General features: G+C 59.8%; 17 protein-coding genes. 10 read left to right on the top strand and 7 right to left on the bottom strand.

Annotation, left to right across the window (positions count from 1 at the left end; translation table 11 throughout):
- Positions 1 to 105 precede the first annotated feature (105 nt).
- Positions 106 to 738: an ABC transporter ATP-binding protein gene (locus tag LF252_RS05075; RefSeq protein ID WP_226268332.1), complete on the top strand. Its 633-nt coding sequence runs from the start codon at positions 106 to 108 to the stop codon at positions 736 to 738.
- A 199-nt stretch (positions 739 to 937) separates the two neighbouring features.
- Positions 938 to 1303, top strand: coding sequence for a hypothetical protein (locus LF252_RS05070; RefSeq protein ID WP_226268330.1), 366 nt, complete (start codon positions 938 to 940; stop codon positions 1301 to 1303).
- A 91-nt stretch (positions 1304 to 1394) separates the two neighbouring features.
- Here LF252_RS05070 and LF252_RS05065 read toward each other — a convergent pair whose 3' ends face one another.
- Positions 1395 to 2150 (bottom strand): DUF4197 domain-containing protein, encoded by a 756-nt coding sequence (locus LF252_RS05065; protein WP_226268327.1) that lies wholly within the window; start codon positions 2148 to 2150, stop codon positions 1395 to 1397.
- A 103-nt stretch (positions 2151 to 2253) separates the two neighbouring features.
- The gene (locus LF252_RS05060; protein WP_226268326.1) at positions 2254 to 3069 is read right to left on the bottom strand and encodes a DUF4197 domain-containing protein; all 816 of its coding nucleotides are present in this window, start codon (positions 3067 to 3069) and stop codon (positions 2254 to 2256) included.
- A 101-nt stretch (positions 3070 to 3170) separates the two neighbouring features.
- Between LF252_RS05060 and LF252_RS05055 the strand changes: the two genes are divergently transcribed.
- The 4 genes from LF252_RS05055 (at position 3171) to LF252_RS05040 (ending at position 6969) form a co-directional block, all read left to right on the top strand.
- Positions 3171 to 4424: a competence/damage-inducible protein A gene (locus LF252_RS05055; protein WP_226268324.1), complete on the top strand. Its 1254-nt coding sequence runs from the start codon at positions 3171 to 3173 to the stop codon at positions 4422 to 4424.
- A 166-nt stretch (positions 4425 to 4590) separates the two neighbouring features.
- A complete protein-coding gene (locus LF252_RS05050; protein ID WP_226268322.1) occupies positions 4591 to 5985 on the top strand; it encodes a dihydrolipoamide acetyltransferase family protein in 1395 nt (464 codons plus the stop codon).
- Between the two features lie 126 nt (positions 5986 to 6111).
- Entirely contained in the window at positions 6112 to 6321 is a 210-nt protein-coding gene (locus tag LF252_RS05045) for a hypothetical protein (protein WP_226268320.1), read from the top strand.
- A gap of 267 nt (positions 6322 to 6588) precedes the next feature.
- Positions 6589 to 6969, top strand: a complete 381-nt coding sequence (locus LF252_RS05040) for a hypothetical protein (protein ID WP_226268318.1) — start codon at positions 6589 to 6591, stop codon at positions 6967 to 6969.
- An 11-nt stretch (positions 6970 to 6980) separates the two neighbouring features.
- Here LF252_RS05040 and LF252_RS05035 read toward each other — a convergent pair whose 3' ends face one another.
- The 4 genes from LF252_RS05035 to LF252_RS05020 form a co-directional block, all read right to left on the bottom strand.
- A complete protein-coding gene (locus tag LF252_RS05035; RefSeq protein ID WP_226268316.1) occupies positions 6981 to 7589 on the bottom strand; it encodes a nitroreductase family protein in 609 nt (202 codons plus the stop codon).
- Between the two features lie 111 nt (positions 7590 to 7700).
- Positions 7701 to 10295: a TonB-dependent receptor domain-containing protein gene (locus LF252_RS05030; protein WP_226268314.1), complete on the bottom strand. Its 2595-nt coding sequence runs from the start codon at positions 10293 to 10295 to the stop codon at positions 7701 to 7703.
- Positions 10296 to 10691: 396 nt separating this feature from the next.
- Positions 10692 to 12737, bottom strand: coding sequence for a S9 family peptidase (locus LF252_RS05025; RefSeq protein WP_226268711.1), 2046 nt, complete (start codon positions 12735 to 12737; stop codon positions 10692 to 10694).
- Positions 12738 to 13041: 304 nt separating this feature from the next.
- Positions 13042 to 15726, bottom strand: coding sequence for a valine--tRNA ligase (locus LF252_RS05020; protein ID WP_226268312.1), 2685 nt, complete (start codon positions 15724 to 15726; stop codon positions 13042 to 13044).
- 248 nt (positions 15727 to 15974) lie between these two features.
- Between LF252_RS05020 and LF252_RS05015 the strand changes: the two genes are divergently transcribed.
- The 3 genes from LF252_RS05015 to aat are packed head-to-tail and all read left to right on the top strand — an operon-like array spanning position 15975 to position 18822.
- Entirely contained in the window at positions 15975 to 16922 is a 948-nt protein-coding gene (locus tag LF252_RS05015; protein WP_226268311.1) for a carbon-nitrogen hydrolase family protein, read from the top strand.
- A gap of 59 nt (positions 16923 to 16981) precedes the next feature.
- Positions 16982 to 18145, top strand: coding sequence for an N-acetyl sugar amidotransferase (locus tag LF252_RS05010; protein ID WP_226268308.1), 1164 nt, complete (start codon positions 16982 to 16984; stop codon positions 18143 to 18145).
- A gap of 5 nt (positions 18146 to 18150) precedes the next feature.
- Positions 18151 to 18822: a leucyl/phenylalanyl-tRNA--protein transferase gene (gene aat, locus LF252_RS05005; RefSeq protein ID WP_226268306.1), complete on the top strand. Its 672-nt coding sequence runs from the start codon at positions 18151 to 18153 to the stop codon at positions 18820 to 18822.
- A 127-nt stretch (positions 18823 to 18949) separates the two neighbouring features.
- Here the strand turns inward: aat and LF252_RS05000 are convergent, their stop codons facing one another.
- Entirely contained in the window at positions 18950 to 19300 is a 351-nt protein-coding gene (locus LF252_RS05000; RefSeq protein WP_125424013.1) for a 4Fe-4S dicluster domain-containing protein, read from the bottom strand.
- A gap of 173 nt (positions 19301 to 19473) precedes the next feature.
- Between LF252_RS05000 and LF252_RS04995 the strand changes: the two genes are divergently transcribed.
- Complete coding sequence (locus tag LF252_RS04995; protein ID WP_226268305.1) at positions 19474 to 20499, top strand: acyl-CoA reductase; 1026 nt, start codon at positions 19474 to 19476, stop codon at positions 20497 to 20499.
- Positions 20500 to 20636: the final 137 nt, after the last annotated feature.

Raw genomic sequence — 20636 nt, 5'->3', positions numbered from 1 at the left:
AGCCACAAGCGACAAGCCACTAGCTTTTTCCTCGTGCATTTAGCCGATGAATTAGGCCCTTAGCCGCTTGTAGCTTGCCGCTTGTGGCTTGCAGCTCCATACACCATGCAGATTACCGCCACCAGCCTCAGCAAGCGGTTTGCCCGGGAATGGATTTTCCGGAACCTGACGCACACCTTCTGGGCGGGTACGGCCACAGCTATTCTGGGTCCGAACGGGGCAGGCAAAAGCACGCTGCTTAATACCCTTTCGGGTCAGATTCTGCCCACGGCGGGCAGCGTCACGTATGAAGTGGCCGGCCGCGCAGTAGCCGTGGATGATATTCCGCCCCTGCTGTCGTATGCGGCCCCGTACCTGGAGCTGATTGAGGAGCTGAGCCTGACCGAGCTAATCCGGTTTCATACCCGCTTCAAGCCGTTGCGGCCGGGTCTATCGGCCGAGAAGCTGATTACGCTGATGTACCTAGAGAAATCCCGCCACAAGCTGGTGCGCGACTTTTCCAGCGGCATGAAGCAGCGCCTGAAGCTGGCTCTGGCCCTGTACGCCGATACGCCCCTGCTGCTGCTGGACGAACCCACTACCAACCTCGACCGCACCGGTGTGGCCTGGTACCTGGAACACGTGCACGCTACGCTGCCGGGACGCACAGTGTTGGTGTCCAGCAACGTACCCGAAGAGTATGATTTCTGCCCTGAGCAGATTCGGATAACCGATTTTGGCGCGCAGGCCGCCCGCTAGTTCCGCAGCCGAGCTGTGGCATTTCTTCCTGAGAAAAAACTTCAAACAGAACTTCCTCTGTTCGTGTAAAAAGCGTGACCGGACGTTTTTCGAAGCAGCTGCCGCAACCTTAGCAGGCGTTACGCTCGTATCTTCGCACCTGCAACACTGCCCTGGTTTCTCTGGAATTTTTCACTCTTTACCGCCCCTAAGCAAGGCCATGAGACAACACGACGACCTCGACGACGACCTCTTCGATGACGATGAGCTAGATAATTTTGCCGCTACTGGCGGCAATGCTACCCGTGGCAATTCCGAAGACCAACTCTCGGCCAAGTACGCCGACTACCTGATGTGGCGCGACACCGGCTCCTCGCACGATGAGGCCCTAGACCTGGCTAGCATGACAGAAGACGAATATGCCACTGCCGAAGCCGCCGAAGACCCCGACGGCAGCCGCGGCTTCAGCTCTCTCGACGACGACGATGATGACTTCGGCGACGACGATGACGAAGACAGCGGCTACGGCAGCCACCGCACTGGCAGCGGCCGGCGCAGCTCCGGCTACGACGATGATGATTTCTAGCCGTATTATCGGCTACTGAAAACACAGAGGCCCCGCACTCAGCTGAGCGCGGGGCCTCTGTGGTATTGAGAACGGGACTTGCGGTATGTGCTTACTTGCGGCCAAACACGCGGCGAAGCAGTTCAGTGGTACGGGCCACGGGGTTTTCGCGGATGTTGGCCTCCTCCTGCGCTACCAGCGTGAACAGCCCGTCAATGGCTTTGCCGGTGGCGTACTGGTTGAGGTCAGTTTGCACGGGCTTTACCAGCGGAATGCGGTTGTAGCGGGTAGTCAGGTCGGTGTAGTAGCGGGTCGCACCTACTTGGTCGAGGCTGCGCTGCATGATGGGCTTGAAAGCGGTAGTGAGCTGCTCGGTGGTGGTGCGCTTGAGGTAGTTGGTAGCTGCATCCTTCTCGCCAGTCAGGATTCCCCACACGTCTTTAAACGTGAGGCTCTTGATAGCCGACAGAAAGATGGGCTTGGCGCTTTTGGCCGCATCCTCGGCGCCGCGGTTCAGCGTTAGCTCAAACTTATCTACCTGTGCGCCTAGCCCAATGGAGCGCAGGGTGGTAGCCACGCGCTGGGCATCGGGCGGAAACGGAATCCGAATCAGGCGGTTCAGGTAGAAGCCATCCTGCTGCGAGGCCTGGTCGGCTCCTTTGCTGATACCCTGCGTCAGGGCCTCTTTCAGTCCCCGCGCCGCTTCGTCCTGGCTCAGACTGCCGGTACTGCCCGTTTTGGTGGTAGTAGTGGTGGAGGTAGTAGTGCGAAGAATATCGCCCAGTTTGGGCAGCTTAATCTGGGCAGCGGCGGAGAGCTGCACACCCAGCAGCACGGCCGATAGAGCAAAGAAATGACGGTACTTCATGGCAGTTGCGGGGTGATGGAAAGGGCCCCAGCGGCAGTTTGCAGAAACCAGACCAAGTTTGCTGCTGCGCGTTGATTTATTTCCTTCAACGCGCAGCACTCCCTTATTTCACGAACACGCGCTTGAGAATAGCGCTGCCCTGGCCCGCCGGGTTTTGCCGAATCCGGCCTTCTTCGGCAGCAATAAGGGCAAACAGGCCGTCAACCGTTTTCTCCGTGGCGTAGGGCACCAGCTGGGGGTTGAGTGGGGTAACCAGCGGAATTTTGTTGTAGCGGGCTACCATCTCGGCGTACAGGCGCGTGGCACCAGTCTGGTCCAGGGCCTGCTGCACGGTGGGTTGGAACGCGGTGCGTAGGTCGGCAGACGATTTCTCGTAAAGCAGCGTGGTAGCCGCATCCGATTCGCGGCTGGCGGCCAGCGTGAGGGCATCCTGCAGACTCAGGTTTTGCACGGCATTCAGAAACACTGGTTTAGCCTGGGCAGCGGCCGTTTCGGCAGCCCGGTTCAGGGCCACTTCAAAATTATCAACCAGCGCCCCGGCTTTCAGCTTCCGCAGGGTTACGGCTACCAGCTCGGCTTCGGGCGGAAACGGAATCCGGATATCGGCGTTGCCGTTGAAGCCATCCGTGGCACCAGCTTCGGCTACGGCCTTGGTTACGCCCTGCGTGAGGGCCTCACGCAAGCCGGTAGTGGCTTCCTCCGCCGTGAGTGGCACTACCACCGGCGCCGGAGTGGTGGTTTTGGTAGCCGTTTTGGTGGTAGTGGCCGTTTTTTTGACCGGCGTGGCTTTCTTGGCCGTCGTAGTCTTTTTGGTGGTGGTCGTTGTCTTTTTAGTAGTGGTTTTGGTTTGGGCAGTGGCGAGCTGCGCGGAAACTACTACGAGGGAAAAACCCAGAACCAGCGTGCGAAGGGGAGTCATGAATGAAAGCGGTAGAAAAACCTGAAAGCCGAAATGGCGTTGTTAGCGGGCGAGGTGCCAATATTGCGCCAAATCCAGCATTCCTCCTAACTAACCGCCCCATGCCCCTCATACCGGACGTTGAAATCATGACAATTGGCGATGAACTGCTCTACGGGCAGGTCATTGATACTAACTCGGCCTTTATGGGACAGGAGTTGGGCAAGCTGGGGCTGCGCGTGCGGCAGATTACCAGCGTGTCGGATAGGGCCGATGAGATTGTGCAGGCCCTGGACCTGGCCCGCCAGCGCGCTCAGGTAGTGCTCATGACCGGTGGCCTGGGCCCCACCAAAGATGACCTGACCAAGCACGTACTGGCCCGGTATTTCAACTCGGAGCTGGTGCTGCACGAGCCCACGTTGCGCCACGTAGAAGGCATTTTTGCCCGCTTCAACCGCCCCATGTTGGAGGTAAACCGCCAGCAGGCAATGGTGCCGGCCAGCTGCACCGTGCTACACAACGCCCTGGGCACGGCTCCAGGCATGTGGTTTGAGGACCGGGGCACCGTGTTTGTGAGTATGCCAGGCGTGCCGTTTGAGATGAAAGGCTTGATGACTGACGAGGTGCTGCCCCGGCTCCGGCAACACTTCCAGACGCCCGCTATTGAGCACGTGGTAGTGCAAACTGTAGGCCTGGGTGAGTCGTTTCTGGCCCAGCGCATCGAGGACTGGGAAAACCGCCTGCCCGCCAATGTCAAGCTGGCGTACCTCCCCTCGCTGGGCGGGGTGCGCCTCCGCCTCACTGGCTACGACGATGGCCAGCCCGAGCTGCGCCCCCGCATGGAAGCTCTGCTACCGGAGCTGCGCACCCTGCTGGGCGAGCATATTTTTGCGGAAGGCGAAGTAAACCTGGAAACTGCCGTGGGCACGTTGCTGGCGGAGCGGGGCTTCACGGTAGGTACGGCCGAAAGCTGCACGGGCGGCCTGCTGGCCCAGCGCATTACCAGCGTGCCGGGCAGCTCCCGCTACTACCAGGGCAGCATCATTGCCTACTCCAACGACCTCAAAATGCGGGAGCTGGGTGTAAAGGCCGAAACGCTGGCCGCGCACGGAGCGGTAAGCGAAGCTGCCGTGGGCGAGATGGCCGAGGGCCTACGCCGCCGGCTGGGCGTGGATGTAGCCCTGGCTACCAGTGGCATTGCCGGGCCCGATGGCGGCACGCCCACCAAACCCGTGGGCACCATCTGCATTGCCTACGCCGATGCCCACCACACCATCACCCGCCAGCTCAGCTTCAACCGTGGCCGACAGCTTAACCTGGAGTACACTACCACGGCGGCCCTGAACCTGCTCCGGCTGGAAGTAGGACGAGCGTAAAAGTCAGGAAGAGGAAGTAAAACGCACAGCCAAACAGCTAGCACAGTTGGCTTTTTACTTTCTACCGTTGACTTCTTTCCACCCCTATCTACCTCATTCACCATTTCACTTACCTTTGGGGCTCCAAACCCCACCCCACCCTTTTTCCCAAACGACCCCCAACCGCATGGCACGAGTGGAAATGACGATGCCCAAGATGGGCGAATCCATCATGGAAGGCACCGTCCTGAAATGGCTCAAACAAGTAGGCGACTCCATTGAACAGGATGAATCGGTGCTGGAAGTAGCCACCGATAAAGTGGACACCGAAGTACCTGCCCTACACGCCGGCGTACTCCAGGAAATTCTGGTTCAGGAAGGTCAGGTAGTGGCCGTAGGTGCTCCCATTGCGGTAATTGAAACGGATGCAGCCGCGGCTTCCACCTCGGCTCCAGCTACTGCTACCGCCGCTGCTGAGGCTCCGGCTCCGGCCATCAACGGTGCTGCCACTGCCCCCGCCGAGGTACCCTTCGTGCCGGCTGCCCAGGCACCGCAGGCCGCTGCGCAACCGCAGGCGGGCCGCTTCTACTCGCCCTTGGTGCTGAGCATTGCCCGCGAAGAAGGCATCAGCATGGCCGACCTGGAGTACCTGCCCGGCACCGGCAGCGAAGGCCGCGTTACCAAGAAAGATATTCTCGACTACGTAGCCGCCGGCAAGCAGCCCCTGGCTACGCAAGCCGCCCCGGAAACTCCGGCGGCTGCACCTGCTCCGGCAGCAGCAGCAGCACCGGCCGCTCCGGCTCCCGTGGCCCCGGCGCAACCCGCCGCCGCACCGGCTGCCCCCGCTACCAAGCCCGCCCCGTCGGTGAGCGGCAACCAGGAGCTGTTGGAAATGGACCGCATGCGCAAGATGATTGCCCAGCGCATGGTGGACAGCAAGCGGATTTCGCCCCACGTTACTTCCTTCGTGGAGGCCGACGTGACGGACATTGTGAACTGGCGCAACAAGCACAAGGATGCCTACAAGAAGCGCGAAGGCGAAAACCTCACCTTTACGCCCATCTTCGTGCAGGCCATTGCCCGCGCCATTCAGGATTTCCCCAACATCAACGTATCGGTTGATGGGGACTACATCATCAAGAAGCGCGACATCAACGTAGGCGTGGCCGTGGCGCTGCCCTCCGGCAACCTCATTGTGCCCGTAATTCACAACGCCGACCAGCTGAACCTGAACGGCCTGACCAAGAAGGTAAATGACTTGGCCAACCGGGCCCGGGCCAACAAGCTGAAGCCCGAAGACCTGGAAGGTGGCACGTACACGCTCAGCAACGTGGGCTCATTCGGCAACGTGATGGGCACGCCCATCATCATGCAGCCGCAGGTGGCCATTATGGCCGTGGGGGCCATCAAGAAGAAGCCCGCCGTTATTGAAACCCCGCAGGGCGACCTGATTGGCGTGCGCCACTTCATGTTCCTCTCACACAGCTACGACCACCGCGTGGTGGATGGCTCGCTGGGTGGCATGTTCGTGCGGCGCGTGGCCGACTACCTCGAGCAGTTCGACCCCAATACCAGCATTTAGTGCTTAGTGTATATGAAAAAGGCTCTGCCGGGTTCCGGTAGAGCTTTTTTTATGTGCGGATTGCGCGGCCAATGGCGTATTTTTGTGCTTTCATGGCCTGCTTTCCGCGGGTATTTTCTCTTGCTTATGAACAAAGCCTTGCCTCTGATGGCGCTGCTGCTGGCGCTTGGGCTTATCCTGTTTTTGTATCAGCGCCTGCGCACTACCGAAGCGGCCCTGGAAATGGCGCAGAAACGCTTCAATGATTGTGAACAAGTAAATTTTCAGCTACAGAACCAGCTCACCCAGGCCACCCGGGGCCGCGCCGTGCCGGATAGCCTGCAGGTTCGTCGCTGAGCCCGCGTACTTCTACGCATTACCGCAGCAGACCTGCTACCCCGGTGTTTTTGGACGGTAGCAGGGCTGTAGTGCTGCTGGGCATGTGGGTTGGAACACCTGTGGGGTAGTAGCCTCAAGCTTCTATCAGGAAATACTCAGCGTGCTTTTAGGGGAATATACGGACCCTAAATCCGTACAACAACGCAGCCGGACCGGACGCAGGGCTTGTAGCTTTACCTTTCAGTTCATCAGACAGTTAATCACCCCCTGACTCTGTTCTGTGCTATGCCCTCGTTGTCGATTCAACCTAGCATTACGCCCCGGTTTGCGGGCATTAGCCTGCGCGGCAACTGCTGTTCGGAGGCTGACATCCAGTTGCTGCATGACGCCTTCCTGCAACTGCCGACCCTGGCTGGCCGCCAGCTCTGGGTTGACTGCCAACACCTAGCGCGGATTTCGTACCAAGGGCAGCGCGCGTTGCTCTGGGCCGACAACCACGCCCGCACCCTTGGCACTACGGTGTATTGGTGCGGCTTCTCGGCTGATATTCTCACGCAGCTCGGCGAGAGTGGCTTATCCCTGCTCCTGCGCCTGTTGCCGGCCAGCGCGTATTCAAGCACTGCAGAGCTTATCACCCCAAAAACCAGCTTCTCCCCGCGCCCTTAAGGATGCTCGGTTTACCCCCGCACCCAGGTTACCTTTTCGGCCAACGGGCGACGGGTGCTGCGGGCGGTGGCTCCGGGCTTGGGGTAGCCCAGGTAGAAGAAACCTAGTAACCGGTCGTCGGGGCCCAGGCCAAAGAAGGGTTTGGCCTCGGGGTGGTACGTAACCCCGCCGCTGCTCCAGAAACCAGCCAAGCCATGGGCAGCGGCCGTGAGGTGCAGGTTTTGCACGGCGCAGGCCACGGCGGCCACCTCTTCTACCTCCGGCACCTCGGCATTGCGTTTCAGGCCAATGGCAATTACGTGCGAGCTAAGTATCGGATTGCTCCGCAGCTTCTCCAGCTTGCTCTCCACCACGTTTACGCCGGCCGTGGCCCGGTACAAGTTGGTTTGAAAATCGGCGAGGCGCTGACGGCCTTCTCCGGCAAATACCACAAAATGCCAGGGCTCGGTCCGCTTGTGCGTAGGGGCCCAAGTGGCGTTTTCAAGTAACTCCAGCACCACCGCTTCCGGTACCTCGCGGCCGGCATCAAACAGCACGGGCTGCATACTCCGGCGGCTCCGGATGAGGCGGGTTATCTGATTGGCGTTAAAGGGTTGGGGCGCATCTTGGGAAGGTGTCATGCCTTATAAAGCCGCACCGGCCATTAGATGTTTCCGGTATTTGGCAATAAAAAAGGCCTTCCGCAACCCGGAAGGCCTTTTTCAGACAACAGTGCTATTGCAACGGCGTTTCTACGGACGGCCGCCGCTGGCGCCCTGGGCGGGCGTGGCACCGGCACCGTTACCGCCATCGGAGTTGCCGCCGTCTTTCAGGTCGTCGTTGTTCACGGAGCGGCGACGCTTGGGCTGAGCCATGCTCATCTTGCCAATGCGGTAGCTCAGGTTCACGCGGAAGCCTGAGCGACGCAGCACGTTTACGCTGTACTGGTCGAGGGCGGGCGTGCTGATGGAGTTGCGGATTTTGTTGGTGGGCGTGAAGAAGTTGTCGGCCCCGAAGCCAATGCTGCCTTTCTTGTCGGCAAAGTCCTTCTTCAACCCCACGCTATACACCCCAAAGCCGCCTTGGTAGCCCTGCAGCTGCACTTGCCGGCCCCGGTAGAAGCTGAACGCCTGAATGCCCCAGCCTTTGGCAAATGTGTAGCCGCCCATCAGGCGGCCGCTGGCCACCCAGCCTTGGTTGCTGGCAGCGTACAGCGGATTGCTCACATTGTTGTTGAGCGTGGCATAGAACACGTCCAAACCGCCGCCCAGCGTGAGCTTGTTCTGGATGTTTACGTTGGCATTCACGCTGGCTCCGTAGGCATTTTCGGTACCAATGTTGGCGTACGTGGTGGTAATGGTGTCGCCGTTGGGCGTGCGGATGGCCTGAATGGAGCCCGTGGTGTTGCGGGCAAAGGCCGTGAAGTTGAGCGTAGTTTGCTTGATGAACGTGTTGTAGCCCAGCTCAAAGTTGTTGGTGTACTCGGGCCGCAGCTCGGGGTTACCCTGAATTACGCTCAGCTGGTTCGGAATCTGCCGGTTCGGGTTCAGGAACTGCAACGAGGGGCGCTGGATGCGGCGGTTGTAGGCCGCTTTCAGCATGTTGCCATTGGCCAGCTTCTTGGAGATGTTCAGGCTGGGCACCAGCACCCCGTACGACGGAATAGACGGCGCATTCTCCGTCCGGAAGTTCGCGTCGATGGTGGTGTACTCGTAGCGGACCCCGGCTTTCAGGGTGTAGCTTTTGAGGAAGCCCAGCGTGTAGCTGGCGTAGCCGGCCGCCACGTTCTGGTTGTAGTCGAAGACGTTAGAGAGGCTGGTGCCCACCTGCTGCTGGCCATTCAGGAAAGTGGCGTAGTCACTGTTCACCTTCCGCATGATGTCCTTAGCGCCAAACTCCAGCAACTGGGTTTTGCTCAAGGGCGTCTGGTAATCGAGCTGCAGGGTTACTTCCTGGTTGTAGCTGTCGTTGAGGTTGCGCAGGTAGTTACCGGCCCCGTCGCCTTCCTGGGTGGTGTTGGTGAAGTTGTTGGTGCGGGTGTTGCGGCTGTACTGGCCCAGCAGGCTCAATTCCCGCTGCGGGGTTTCAAATGTGCGCGTGTAGTTCAGCGTGGCGTCCAGGGTATTGGAGTTGTCCAGCACTTTGATGTCGCGCACCGAGTAGCGGGAAGGCAGCCCATTGTAGAACGTGGTTTGCGAGGTCTGGTCGTCCTGGTAGTTGGTGCCGTTGCGCAGGCCCAGCTGCACCGAGGCCGAGAGGAAGTTGTACTTGTTGATGTCGTAGTCCCAGCCCAACGAGTAGCGCCCGAACACGTTCTGCTGGCGCGTATCGGCGGTTTGCAGGGTGCGGCTCAGCAGCTGGCGGTTGGCCACGTCGGTGCCGTTGATGGAGTAGGTCGTCTGGTCGTTGCGGAACGAGCCGGGCGTGTTGTACTGGGCGCGGCCTCCGCCTCCCAGCGAGAAGCCCATCTTGCCGGAGCGGTACGAGGCGTTCAGGCCCAAGTCGGAGCTGCGCAGGCCGGCGCTGCTGCGCAGGTCCAGCGTGAAGCCCTGCAGGTTGTTCTGCTTGGTGACAATGTTGATGATACCGCCCGAGCCTTCGGCATCGTACTTGGCCGAGGGCGAGGTAATCACCTCCACCGTCTTAATCTGGTCGGCCGGAATCTGCTTCAGCGCATCAGCAATGCTGTTGGCCGAAATGGTGCTGGGCCGGTTGTTGATGAGCACCCGGATGTTGCTGCTGCCGCGCAGCTGCACATTGCCATCCAGGTCCACCGAGAGGTTGGGCACGCGCTTGAGCACGTCGGTGGCGTCGCCGCCGCGGGTGGTTTCGTCCTTTTCGGCGTTGTACACGGTGCGGTCCACCTTCTCCTCCACTAGGCTGCGCTGGCCTTCTACCCGCACTTCACCCAGCGCCTGCGCCGACGACTCCAGGGCCACCGTGCCCAGGGCTACCGTGTTGCCGCCTTCGGTAATCACTACGCCGGTTTTCTCCACCTGCTTGTAGCCGATGAAGGTAATCTGCACGGTGTAGGTGCCGGGCACAATGCGGGCAATGGTGAATTTGCCGTTGTCGTCGGCGGCGGTGCCGTCCACGGGCTTGCCGGTGGCGGGGTTCACCAAAGCCACCGTGGCAAAGGGCACGGGCTGCTTGGAGGTGGCATCGGTAACGGTGCCGGTAATGCGGCCCGCTCCTTCCTGCGGGGCCATGGCCGTCCCGCCAGCACCAGCCGGCCGGGTTGCGCCAGCCGGACGAGCGGCCCCGCTTGGCGGCGTGCCACCAGGCATTTGGGCCAGCACCGCGTGGCTGCCGGAAAGAAGAAGAATTGGGAGGAAGTACTTTTTCATGAACAAGAGGGGAAGCGTCTATCATCCGGCGGGCTGCTGGCCCGCCGGAGCCAGTAAGCCACGTATCGATACAAACCTATCTTCCATGGCCCCACCCCGGAAACGAAGCCGACCAACCGGCTGATTTCTGCGGCGGAGCCCGAAAAAAGATCGGACGAATACCGGGTAACCGCAGCCACAGACGCAACTTTGCCCTCGAGGTGGCACCAATGCCCGAATATTTGTTGGGTTTCTGGCCGGCCGTCAATGCAAAACGCCCCTCTGGAAGCCGGAGGGGCGTAAAGTAGCGCGCAGCTCCGCTTCGCGCACGAGCGAAGCGAGTATCGGGCGGGTGGTGCTTGCGCGTGGCAACCCGCCTGTGACTCGTATGCGAAGCGGAGCTGCGCGCTACTTGTGCTAGGCTTTCACGCCCAGCAGCATCAGCATGAAGGCGAACTGTTGAGCCGTGTCGTGGATAGACTTGAAACGGCCGGAGGCCCCGCCGTGGCCGGCAGCCATATCGGTGTGAAGCAGCAGCAGGTTGTTGTCGGTTTTCAGTGTGCGGAGCTTGGCTACCCACTTGGCCGGCTCAAAGTACTGCACCTGAGAGTCGTGCAGGCCGGTAGTCACGAGCATGTTCGGGTACGCCTGGGCCTTCACCTGGTCGTAGGGCGAGTACGAAAGCATGTAGTCGTAAAACTCCTTTTGGTTGGGGTTGCCCCACTCGTCATATTCGCCGGTGGTCAGCGGAATACTTTCGTCCAGCATGGTGGTCACCACGTCCACGAAGGGCACGGCGGCTACCACGCCCTTGTAGTACTCGGGGTGGTTGTTCACTACCGCGCCCATCAGCAAGCCCCCGGCCGAGCCGCCCATGGCAAACAGCTTGTCAGCCGACGTATACTTTTGGTCGATGAGGAATTTGGAGCAGTCGGTGAAATCGGTGAAGGTGTTTTTCTTCTTGAGTTTTTTACCGTTTTCGTACCACTGCCGGCCCATTTCCTGGCCCCCACGGATGTGGCAAATCACGTAGGCGAAGCCCCGATCCAGCAGGCTCAGACGGGCGGAGCTAAAAGTAGGGTTGGTGGAGTAGCCGTAGGAGCCGTAGGCGTACTGCAGCACCGGGGCCGTACCGTCCCTCTTAAAGCCCTTTTTGTACACAATGGACACCGGAATTTTGGTGCCGTCGGCGGCGGTGGCGTACACCCGCTCGGTCACGTAATCCTCCTTTTTGAAGCCGCCCAGTACGGCCTGCTCCTTCAGCAGCTTTTTGCTGCGGGTGGCCATATCGTAGTCGTAGGTGGAGTTGGGCGTGGTGAGCGAGGAGTAGCTGTAGCGCAGCACCGGCGTATCAAACTCGGGGTTGATGCTGATGCCAGCGGTGTAGGCGGGCTCCCCGAAGTTGAGGTAGTGCTCCTGCTTGTCCTTCCACCGGATTACGCGCAGCTGCAGTAGCCCTTCCTTCCGCTCGCCCAGCACCAGGTAATCCTTGAACAGCTCCATGTTTTCCAGGAACACGTCGGGGCGGTGAGCAATGACCTCCTGCCAAGCGGTTTTAGCCGTGTTAGTCACGGGCGTTTTCAGCAGCCGGAAGTTGGGCGCCCCGGCGTTGGAGCGCACGTAAAAGTCATTGCCGAAGTGCTCTACCTCATACAGGTGGTCGGCCTCCCGCGGCAAAAACACCTTTAGCGCCTCCGTGGGCCGGCGGGCATCCAGGTAGCGCGTTTCCGACGACATAGTGCTGCCGATGGTCAGAAACACGTACTGCCGCGACTTGGAGCGGTGCACGCCGATGCGGTAGGTGTTATCCTTCTCTTCGTACACCAGCTGGTCCTTACTGGGGTCGGTGCCCAGGGTGTGGCGGTAGAGCTGGTAATCGAGGAGGGTGTTGGGGTCCTTCTTGGTGTAGAAAACGGTTTTGTTGTCGGCGGCCCACACGGCGTTGCCACTGGTGTTGGTGATTTGCTCGGGGTAGAGCTGGCCGGTTTTGAGGTTGCGGAAGCGCAGTGTATATAGGCGGCGGCTCACCACATCCTCGGAGTAGGCCAGCACCTGGTTGTCGTCACTCACCTCGAAGCCCCCAATCTGGTAGTAGGATTTGCCTTTGCCCAACTCGTTGGCATTCAGCAAAATTTCCTCGGGCGCACTCAGGCTGCCTTTCTTACGGCAGTAAATGGGGTACTCGGCACCCGGCTCAAAACGGGTATAGTAGTAATACCCATTTTCCCGGTACGGCACCGACTCATCCTTTTCCTGAATCCGACCTTTAATTTCCTGGAACAGCTTTTCTTCCAGCGCCTTGGCCGGGGCCATCTGCTGCTCGAAGTAGGCGTTTTCGGCGTTCAGGTAGCTGATTACCTGCGGGTTTTCCCGCTCATTCAGCCAGTAGTAGTTATCGGTGCGGGTACCGAAGGGCGACTTTAGCTCCTTGGCCTTGATGGCGGCAACGGGCGGTTTGGGCATGGTAGGAGAAGAACTTTGGGCGTGCAGCGCGCCGCTTAGCAGCAGGCCCGCGCCCGTGAGCCAAGTGTATAGTGGTTTCATAGGGCAACAAACTAAGGGTGAATGTGCTCTAAAGAAACGGGGAATTTGCGAAGGGCTGCGGCAGCGTTTGAAAAATGGCAGAAATTACTCCCAGCATTCTGCAAAGTCATTGCCTGGAATGCGGAAACGCGACACTTCGCGTCTCCTCGCTGAACGATGCCGAGCAATGCGGGTCGTTCGGACGGGAGACGCGAAGTGTCGCGTCTCTACAGGATGGTGCGGCTTACAGCGCGGCCAGGCTCTGCTCCAGGGCAGTAATCTTGGCTTCAGCGTCGGCCAGCTTCTGCCGCTCCCGCTCTACCAGGTCGGGCTTGGCATTGGCCACGAACTTCTCGTTGGCCAGCTTTTTCAGCACCGAGTCGCGGAAGCCCTGGGCATATTCCAGCTCTTTGTTGAGGCGTTCCTTTTCCGCGCCCAGGTCAATCTGCCCCTCCAGGGGCACGAAGAACTCCGAGCCACCCGACACGAAGCCCACCGAAGCTGCCGGCGCTTCCGTCACCACCGATACCTCAGTGAGGGCGGCCAGCTTGCGGATTACGGCGTCGTAGTCCTGCAACAGTTGGGCGTCGTCGGTTTTGGCAGCCAGCGTCAGGGGCTTGTTGGGGCCCAGGCCCTTCTGGTTACGAATGTTCCGGATGCCAGCCACGATGTCCAGCGCCTTTTCCATGCGGCTGAGCACCTCGGCAGCTCCGGCTACCGGCTGCAGCTTGGGCCAGGCGGCTACGCACACGTAGTCTTTGGGCCCGCGCTCCTTCAGGGCGTGCCACAGCTCCTCGGTGATGAAGGGCATGAAGGGATGCAGCAGCTTCAGCAGGGTTTCCAGGAAGCCGGTGGTGTGGCGCAGGGTTTCGGCATCAATGGGGGCCTGGTAGGCGGGCTTCACCATTTCCAGGTACACCGAGCAGAAGTCGTCCCACACCAGCTTGTACACCGTCATGAGGGCATCCGAAATCCGGAACTTCTCGAAGTGCTCATCCAGCTCCGCCACGGCAGCCTGCAGGCGGGCCGAGAACCACTCTACCGGCTTCTCGTTGGCGAAGGGCAATGCAGCGTCTACCTCCCAGCCGCTGATGAGGCGGAAGGCGTTCCAGAGTTTGTTGCAGAAGTTGCGGCCCTGCTCCACCAGCTTTTCGTCGTAGAGCAGGTCGTTGCCGGCCGGGGCCGAGAACAGCATGCCAGTCCGCACCCCATCGGCCCCAAACTGGGCAATGAGGTCGAGCGGATCGGGCGAGTTGCCCAGCTGCTTGCTCATCTTGCGCCCCTGAGAGTCGCGCACGATGCCCGTGAGATACACGTTGCGGAAGGGCACCTCGCGGCGGTACTCCAAGCCCGCCATAATCATGCGGGCCACCCAGAAGAACAGGATGTCCGGACCGGTTACTAGGTCGTTGGTGGGGTAGAAATAGTTGACGTCGGCATTATCCGGGTCTTTGAAGCCGTCGAATACCGAAATCGGCCACAGCCACGACGAAAACCACGTATCCAGCACGTCCTCGTCCTGACGCAGGTCGGAGAGTTGCAGGTCGTCGTTGCCGGTGTGCGTGCGGGCCTGCACCAGCGCTTCCTCCGGCGTGAGGGCTACCACGTGGGAGCCATCAGGCAGGTAGTAGGCCGGAATCTGCTGACCCCACCACAGCTGCCGTGAAATGCACCAGTCGCGCACGTTCTCCATCCACACCCGGTAGGTGTTTTTGAATTTGGCGGGGTGCAGCTTCACGGTGTCATTTTCCACCACTTCCAGCGCGGGCTTAGCCAGGTGCTCCATTTTCAGGAACCACTGCATGCTCAGGCGGGGCTCAATAACGGCCTTGGTGCGCTCCGAGGTCTGCACGATGCTGGCGTACTCCTCCACCTTCACCAGGTGGCCGGCGTCCTCTAGGTCCTTCACAATGTTGCGGCGGGCCGCAAACCGGTCCTGGCCCACATATAGCACCGCTTTTTCGTTGAGCGTACCGTCGTTGTTGAGAATGTCAATAACTGGCAGGTTGTGCTTCAGACCCAGCTCGTAGTCGTTTAGGTCGTGGGCCGGCGTTACTTTCAGCGCGCCCGTCCCGAAGTCAATGCTCACGTACTCGTCCAGAATTACCGGAATTTCCCGGCCCAGCAGCGGAATCCGCACCTTGGCGCCGTGCAGGTGGGTGTAGCGCGGGTCGTTGGGGTTTACGGCCACGGCCACGTCGGCCATGATGGTTTCGGGGCGCGAGGTGGCTACCGTTAAGTATTGAGTAGTTGGTACTGAGTATTGAGCTTCTTCCCCTTGCTGTTGGGCAGGATCTAAATACTCATTACTCACTACTTCATACTTCAAATGATACATTTTGGCCATTACATCCTTCGGAATTACTTCCTCGTCGGACAAGGCAGTTTGGCCCTGCGGGTCCCAGTTTACCATGCGTACGCCGCGGTAAATCAAGCCCTTCTGATACAAATCCACGAACACGCGGAGTACGGCCTCGGTCAGTTCGGGCTCCATGGTGAAGCGCGTCCGGTCCCAGTCGCAGCTGGCCCCCAGTTGCTTAAGTTGCTCCAGAATGATGCCGCCGTACTTTTCCTTCCAGGCAAAAGCGTGCTCCAGAAATTGCTCCCGGGTCAGGTCCTTTTTCTCAATACCCTGTTCTTTCAGCAGCGCCACTACCTTGGCCTCGGTAGCAATGGAGGCGTGGTCGGTACCGGGTACCCAGCAGGCTTCCTTGCCCTGCATACGGGCCCGACGCACCAGCACATCCTGAATGGTATTATTGAGCATGTGGCCCATGTGCAGCACGCCCGTCACGTTGGGCGGCGGAATTACTACAGTATAGGGCTGTTTGCGCGGGTTGGCTTTGGCCTTGAAAAAGCCCTGCTCCTGCCAGCGCTGATACCATTTGGTTTCAACATCGGCGGGCGTATAGGTCTTGGCGATGGACATCGGCGGGAAAGTCAGTTCAGATATGGCTGCAAAAGTAGGCATTTCGGGCGGGGGCTGGAAATTGAATAGGTGCAACAGATTCTGGTCCGCCCCGAAGGCTCCGCTGGTTATTTAACAGCTGCGCACTAGCGGCAACCCAGGCATTCCTTATTTTTGAACCTCAACCACTGCTTCTTGTTAGTGGCTCCGCTCTGGCCGGTATCGGCTGCTACTCTCCCCTACCTTTCCATTCGTGCTGCGCTGATCTTATGCCCTTATTTTCCTTTCGTAAATCCTCAGCAGAGCGGCCTGCACCAACACCTAGTGCCGAGAAGAAAGTAACTGCTCCTGCTGCAACGCCAGTTTTTGCCGGCTCGCTCCGCGTGGGCATGGGCCAGCTGCTGGTAGAAGGAGGGGAGCCGGAGCGGAACCTGGAGCGGGCCGAGCGTATGATTGCCCAGGCCGCCAGCCAAGCGTGCAATGTAGTGCTACTGCCCGAAACGCTGGATTTTGCCTGGACGCACCCCAGCGCCCTCACCGAGGCCCAGCCCATCCCCGGCCTCTACTCCGACCGGCTCTGCCAGGCGGCCGTGCAACACGGCGTGTATATCTGCGCGGGCCTCACCGAGCGCGCACCCGATGGCCGTAACTACAACGCGGCCATCCTTATTAATCCGGAGGGCCATATCATTTGTAAGTACCACAAGATTAACCTACTGGAGGTTGAGCTACCCTTTTATGCGGTAGGCCAAACACTGAATGTAGTGGATACACCCCTGGGTAAAATTGGCGTGAACATCTGCGCCGATAACTTCCTGGATGGGCTGCCCATCGGCCACACGCTGGCCCGCATGGGGGCCGAGTTTATTCTCTCGCCTTCATCCTGGACGGTGGACTACTCTATCACGGAGGAGCACGACCCCTACCAGGAAAAATGGGTGAAGCCGTATTCCATTCTGGCCCAGCTCTATAACGTAGTGGTGGTAGGCACTACCTCCGTGGGCTACATTGTGGGCGGCCCCTATGAGGGCAAGAAGAGCGTGGGCTGCTCCCTGGCCGTGGACGCTACCGGTATTCGGGCCCAGGGCGTATTCAATGAGTTTGCCGGCGAGCTGCTTGTGGCCGACCTGCAGCGGCCAGTCCGGGCCGAGCAAGGTACCCAGATTGGCCAGATGCTCGGCCGCAAAGGGTTTGCGTTTGACCGGCTACCCGGCTAGCTGTTCCGTATCTTGTGCCCCCGCAAACTACGCCTGCTCCTCTCCGCCACACTTTTGCTATGAAGCAACTTTACCAACAATGTACCCGCTGCATCATGGATACCACCGTGCCCGGTATTCAGTTTGACAGTAGCGGGCAGTGTAATTTCTGTGCGCTGCACGACCGGATGGACCGGGCTTTCCCGTTGGGCGAAGCCGGTGCCCGCCACGTGCAGGCCATGGTGGCTGACATGAAGCGCCTGGGCCGAGGCCGGAAATACGACTGCGTACTGGGTGTGAGCGGAGGCCGTGACTCATCGTTTACCCTGTGGTACTGCGTAGTGAAGCTGGGCCTGCGCCCGTTGGCGGTGCACTTCAACGACGGCTTTGGCAACCCCGTAGCCGGTGAGAACATGACCAAGGCTTGCCGAAAGCTGGGCGTAGAAATGCGCACTATCACCTCCGACTGGCGCGAATCGAAAGACCTCAAAATTGCCTTCCTGAAGGCCTCCGTGCCCGATATGGAGGAGGGCACCGATGTAGGCATTGCCACAGCCCTGTACGGCGTGGCGGCCAAGGAAGGCATTCAGCGCATTGTTATCGGGCAGTCGTTCCGCACAGAGGGCATTGCCCCGCTTAGCTGGAATTACCTGGATGGCAAGTACCTGAAAGCCGTGCACCAAAAGTTTGGCACCGTGCCGCTCCGCCCCTGGAAACCCGACGACCCGGGCTTCCACCTGGACATTCGGGAAATGTTTTACTACGCTTTCATCCGCCGCATCAAAACCATCACGCTGCTCTACCACGTGAACTACGTGCGCGCTGAGGTGGACGAGCTCCTGGCCCGGGAGTTGAGTTGGGTAAACCCCGGTGCTCACTACTTCGACGACCTGTACCAGAGCGTCATTTACTACCTCAATCGCACCAAATTCGGCATCGACCGGCGGCTGTTTAATTACTCGGCCCTGGTGCGCTCGGGGCAAATGCCGCGGGCGGTGGCGCTGGAGCGGGTGCAGCACGTGAATAGCATCGAAGACGAAAAGGTGATTAGCCTATGTATCAAGCGGCTGGGCCTGAGCCGGCAGGAGTTTGAGGAAATTGTAGTGGCTCCGCCCAAAACTTTCCGCGACTACCCCAACAATTACAGCCTCATCCGGCGGCTCCGCTGGCCCATTAAAGTTCTCAGCCAGCTACGGCTCATCCCCGAGTCTGCTTACGATAAGTATTTCAACTGCGGCACCTGATGCCCATGCTCCTACCCTTCCCTGCCAACCCCGATGCCGCCGCCGACGACTCCCTGGATGGATTGGTGTTGGCGGGCGGGGCACCCACCGTTGAAAATTTAGTGGCCGCTTACAGCCGCGGTATTTTTCCATGGCCGGTTCCGGGCTGGCCGGTGCTACCCTGGTTTTGTCCGCCCCGGCGCGGTATTCTGTGGCTGGAGCGCCTGCACGTGGGTCGCAGCCTGGCGCGGGCCCGGCGGCACTCTACGTGGCGCATCAGCTTTAATGAGGCATTTGAGCAGGTAATGCGCGCCTGCCAGCAACAACCCCGCCCCGGCCAGGATGGCACCTGGATTACGCCACAGTTGCTACGTGGTTACACGGCTTTGCACCAGGCTGGCTACGCGCACAGCGTGGAGGTGTGGGACGGCACTGAATTAGTCGGCGGCCTCTACGGCGTAGCAGTGCGGGGCGTTTTTGCCGGGGAGAGCATGTTTCATCATCGCCCTAACGCCTCCAAGCTGGCGCTGCTGGCCTTGGCAGACGCGTTGCGCCAACAGGGTGCCCGCCTGCTCGACATTCAGCAGCTGACGCCCCACTTGGCCGCGCTGGGCGCTGAGGAAGTCAGCCGCCGGGAGTTCTTGGCCCTGCTGGCCCAGGAGCAAGCGGCCGGCCGCACCCTCCGCTTTGGTCCGTAGCTCCACTATTAGCCATCCTCACCAGATGTTCTTCAACACAAAAGCCTCCTAAATAGGAGGCTTTTGTGTTGGTATGCAGGAATTACGAAATCCCATACATCCGTCTTAATGTGCAGGAATCTGTAACCTACGCTTCCTGGTGTAGCCACTGCTTTTTGCTCAGCAGCTTGTCTTGGGATTCGCGGTAGTCGGGGTCGTCCACGCAGCAGTCCACGGGGCACACGGCGGCGCATTGGGGCTCCTCGTGGAAGCCTACGCACTCCGTGCACTTATCCGATACAATGTAGTAGTACTCGTCGGAAATGGGCGTTTGCGGGGCCACGCCCGATACTACTTTGCCCCCGTCCTGCTGCACTTCTTTTAGGCTGGTGCCATCGGCCCAGCGCCAGGCAGCGCCGCCTTCGTAAATAGCCGTGTTCGGGCATTCCGGTTCGCAGGCACCGCAATTGATGCACTCGTCGGTTATCATGATGGCCATAGCCGCAGAATTCAGGTAAGAGAGTAGAAAGAGTTTGCTTAGGGAGAGTACGCAACCAGCCCCTGGCAGGATGCGACCCGGCAAAATTAGGAATAAGCCGTACACAGTTGAGTAATTTTGCCGGCTCCGTTGTTGTTTTTCTCTCCCACCGACGCTTCTTCCCCCCTTTTTATATGCAGCACGCCGACCGCCTGGCCGCTTTTGTGGCCCTGGGCCACCGTCTTTCCGCCCTTCTTGCCCAAGAGCCCGACGATACATTGCTTGCCCTGTTCAGCCGGGCCCGCAACCAAACCCCCTGGTTTGACCGCCCCAACGTGCTGGCCGCGTTGGGCGGGGTAGCCGAGTTGCTCCGCGAGGAACCGCTGCGCCGCTGGGCCGCCCGCTACCCGGCCGAGCCTATTACACCCCGGCAAGTAGGCGTGGTAATGGCGGGTAATATTCCGCTGGTTGGGTTTCACGATGCCCTGTGCGTGCTGCTTTCCGGCCACATCCTGCTGGCCAAGCTCAGCTCCGACGATACGGTGCTGATGCGCTGGGCACTGGACGAACTGACGCAGCTGGAGCCTCGCTTCGCGGAGCACATCCGGCTGGTGGAGCGGCTAAATGCGGCCGACGCCTTTATTGCCACCGGCTCCGACAACACGGCCCGGTACTTTGAGTATTACTTCAGCAAGAAGCCGCACATTATCCGGCGCAACCGCACCAGCCTGGCCATTCTCACCGGCCGGGAAACCGACCACGACCTGGGCCTGTTGGGCGAGGATATTTTCCGCTATTATGGCTTGGGCTGCCGCAACGTAAGCAAGCTCTACGTGCCCCAGGGTTACAACTTTACGCCCCTGCTCGATGCCCTGCAGCCCTGGCACCGCGTGCTGGAGCACAACCGCTACCAGAACAACTACGACTACAATAAGAGCATTTTGCTGGTGAATCGGGTACCCCACCTCGACTCCGGCTTCCTGCTCCTTACGGAAAGCGCCCAGTTGGTTTCCCCTATTTCGGTACTGCACTACGCTGCCTACACCAGCGAGGTAGACCTATTGGATCAATTAACGGACGTGGCGGCCCAAACGCAGTGCTTGGTATCGGCGAGGGCACTGTACCCGGGTAGCGTAGCCTTTGGTCAGGCCCAGCATCCAGGCGTGGCGGATTATGCCGACGGGGTGGACACTATGAATTTTCTGGCGGAGCTTCTGTAGGCTAACTCTCTGAGGCAATCAGCTTTACCCTGCCAGCAGTGTCCGTCGGCGGTATTTTAGGCACGATTGTAGGTACACCTTACGCGGAATTGCTGCGTACACTCTTTCAGTTTCCGTGCTCATTTCCGCGTCCGCAA

Origin of the sequence: Hymenobacter pini, from assembly GCF_020421205.1 — a bacterium.
In the GTDB taxonomy this organism is placed as follows: domain Bacteria; phylum Bacteroidota; class Bacteroidia; order Cytophagales; family Hymenobacteraceae; genus Hymenobacter; species Hymenobacter pini.
This window is presented reverse-complemented; position numbering and strand designations above follow the sequence as displayed.

Bases quoted from the DNA above. Each gene is read 5' to 3' on its own strand.
- LF252_RS05075 (WP_226268332.1), top strand. From the start codon at position 106: ATGCAGATTACCGCCACCAGCCTCAGCAAGCGGTTTGCCCGGGAATGG.
- LF252_RS05070 (WP_226268330.1), top strand. From the start codon at position 938: ATGAGACAACACGACGACCTCGACGACGACCTCTTCGATGACGATGAG.
- LF252_RS05065 (WP_226268327.1), bottom strand. From the start codon at position 2,150: ATGAAGTACCGTCATTTCTTTGCTCTATCGGCCGTGCTGCTGGGTGTG.
- LF252_RS05060 (WP_226268326.1), bottom strand. From the start codon at position 3,069: ATGACTCCCCTTCGCACGCTGGTTCTGGGTTTTTCCCTCGTAGTAGTT.
- LF252_RS05055 (WP_226268324.1), top strand. From the start codon at position 3,171: ATGCCCCTCATACCGGACGTTGAAATCATGACAATTGGCGATGAACTG.
- LF252_RS05050 (WP_226268322.1), top strand. From the start codon at position 4,591: ATGGCACGAGTGGAAATGACGATGCCCAAGATGGGCGAATCCATCATG.
- LF252_RS05045 (WP_226268320.1), top strand. From the start codon at position 6,112: ATGAACAAAGCCTTGCCTCTGATGGCGCTGCTGCTGGCGCTTGGGCTT.
- LF252_RS05040 (WP_226268318.1), top strand. From the start codon at position 6,589: ATGCCCTCGTTGTCGATTCAACCTAGCATTACGCCCCGGTTTGCGGGC.
- LF252_RS05035 (WP_226268316.1), bottom strand. From the start codon at position 7,589: ATGACACCTTCCCAAGATGCGCCCCAACCCTTTAACGCCAATCAGATA.
- LF252_RS05030 (WP_226268314.1), bottom strand. From the start codon at position 10,295: ATGAAAAAGTACTTCCTCCCAATTCTTCTTCTTTCCGGCAGCCACGCG.
- LF252_RS05025 (WP_226268711.1), bottom strand. From the start codon at position 12,737: ATGCCCAAACCGCCCGTTGCCGCCATCAAGGCCAAGGAGCTAAAGTCG.
- LF252_RS05020 (WP_226268312.1), bottom strand. From the start codon at position 15,726: ATGTCCATCGCCAAGACCTATACGCCCGCCGATGTTGAAACCAAATGG.
- LF252_RS05015 (WP_226268311.1), top strand. From the start codon at position 15,975: ATGCCCTTATTTTCCTTTCGTAAATCCTCAGCAGAGCGGCCTGCACCA.
- LF252_RS05010 (WP_226268308.1), top strand. From the start codon at position 16,982: ATGAAGCAACTTTACCAACAATGTACCCGCTGCATCATGGATACCACC.
- aat (WP_226268306.1), top strand. From the start codon at position 18,151: ATGCTCCTACCCTTCCCTGCCAACCCCGATGCCGCCGCCGACGACTCC.
- LF252_RS05000 (WP_125424013.1), bottom strand. From the start codon at position 19,300: ATGGCCATCATGATAACCGACGAGTGCATCAATTGCGGTGCCTGCGAA.
- LF252_RS04995 (WP_226268305.1), top strand. From the start codon at position 19,474: ATGCAGCACGCCGACCGCCTGGCCGCTTTTGTGGCCCTGGGCCACCGT.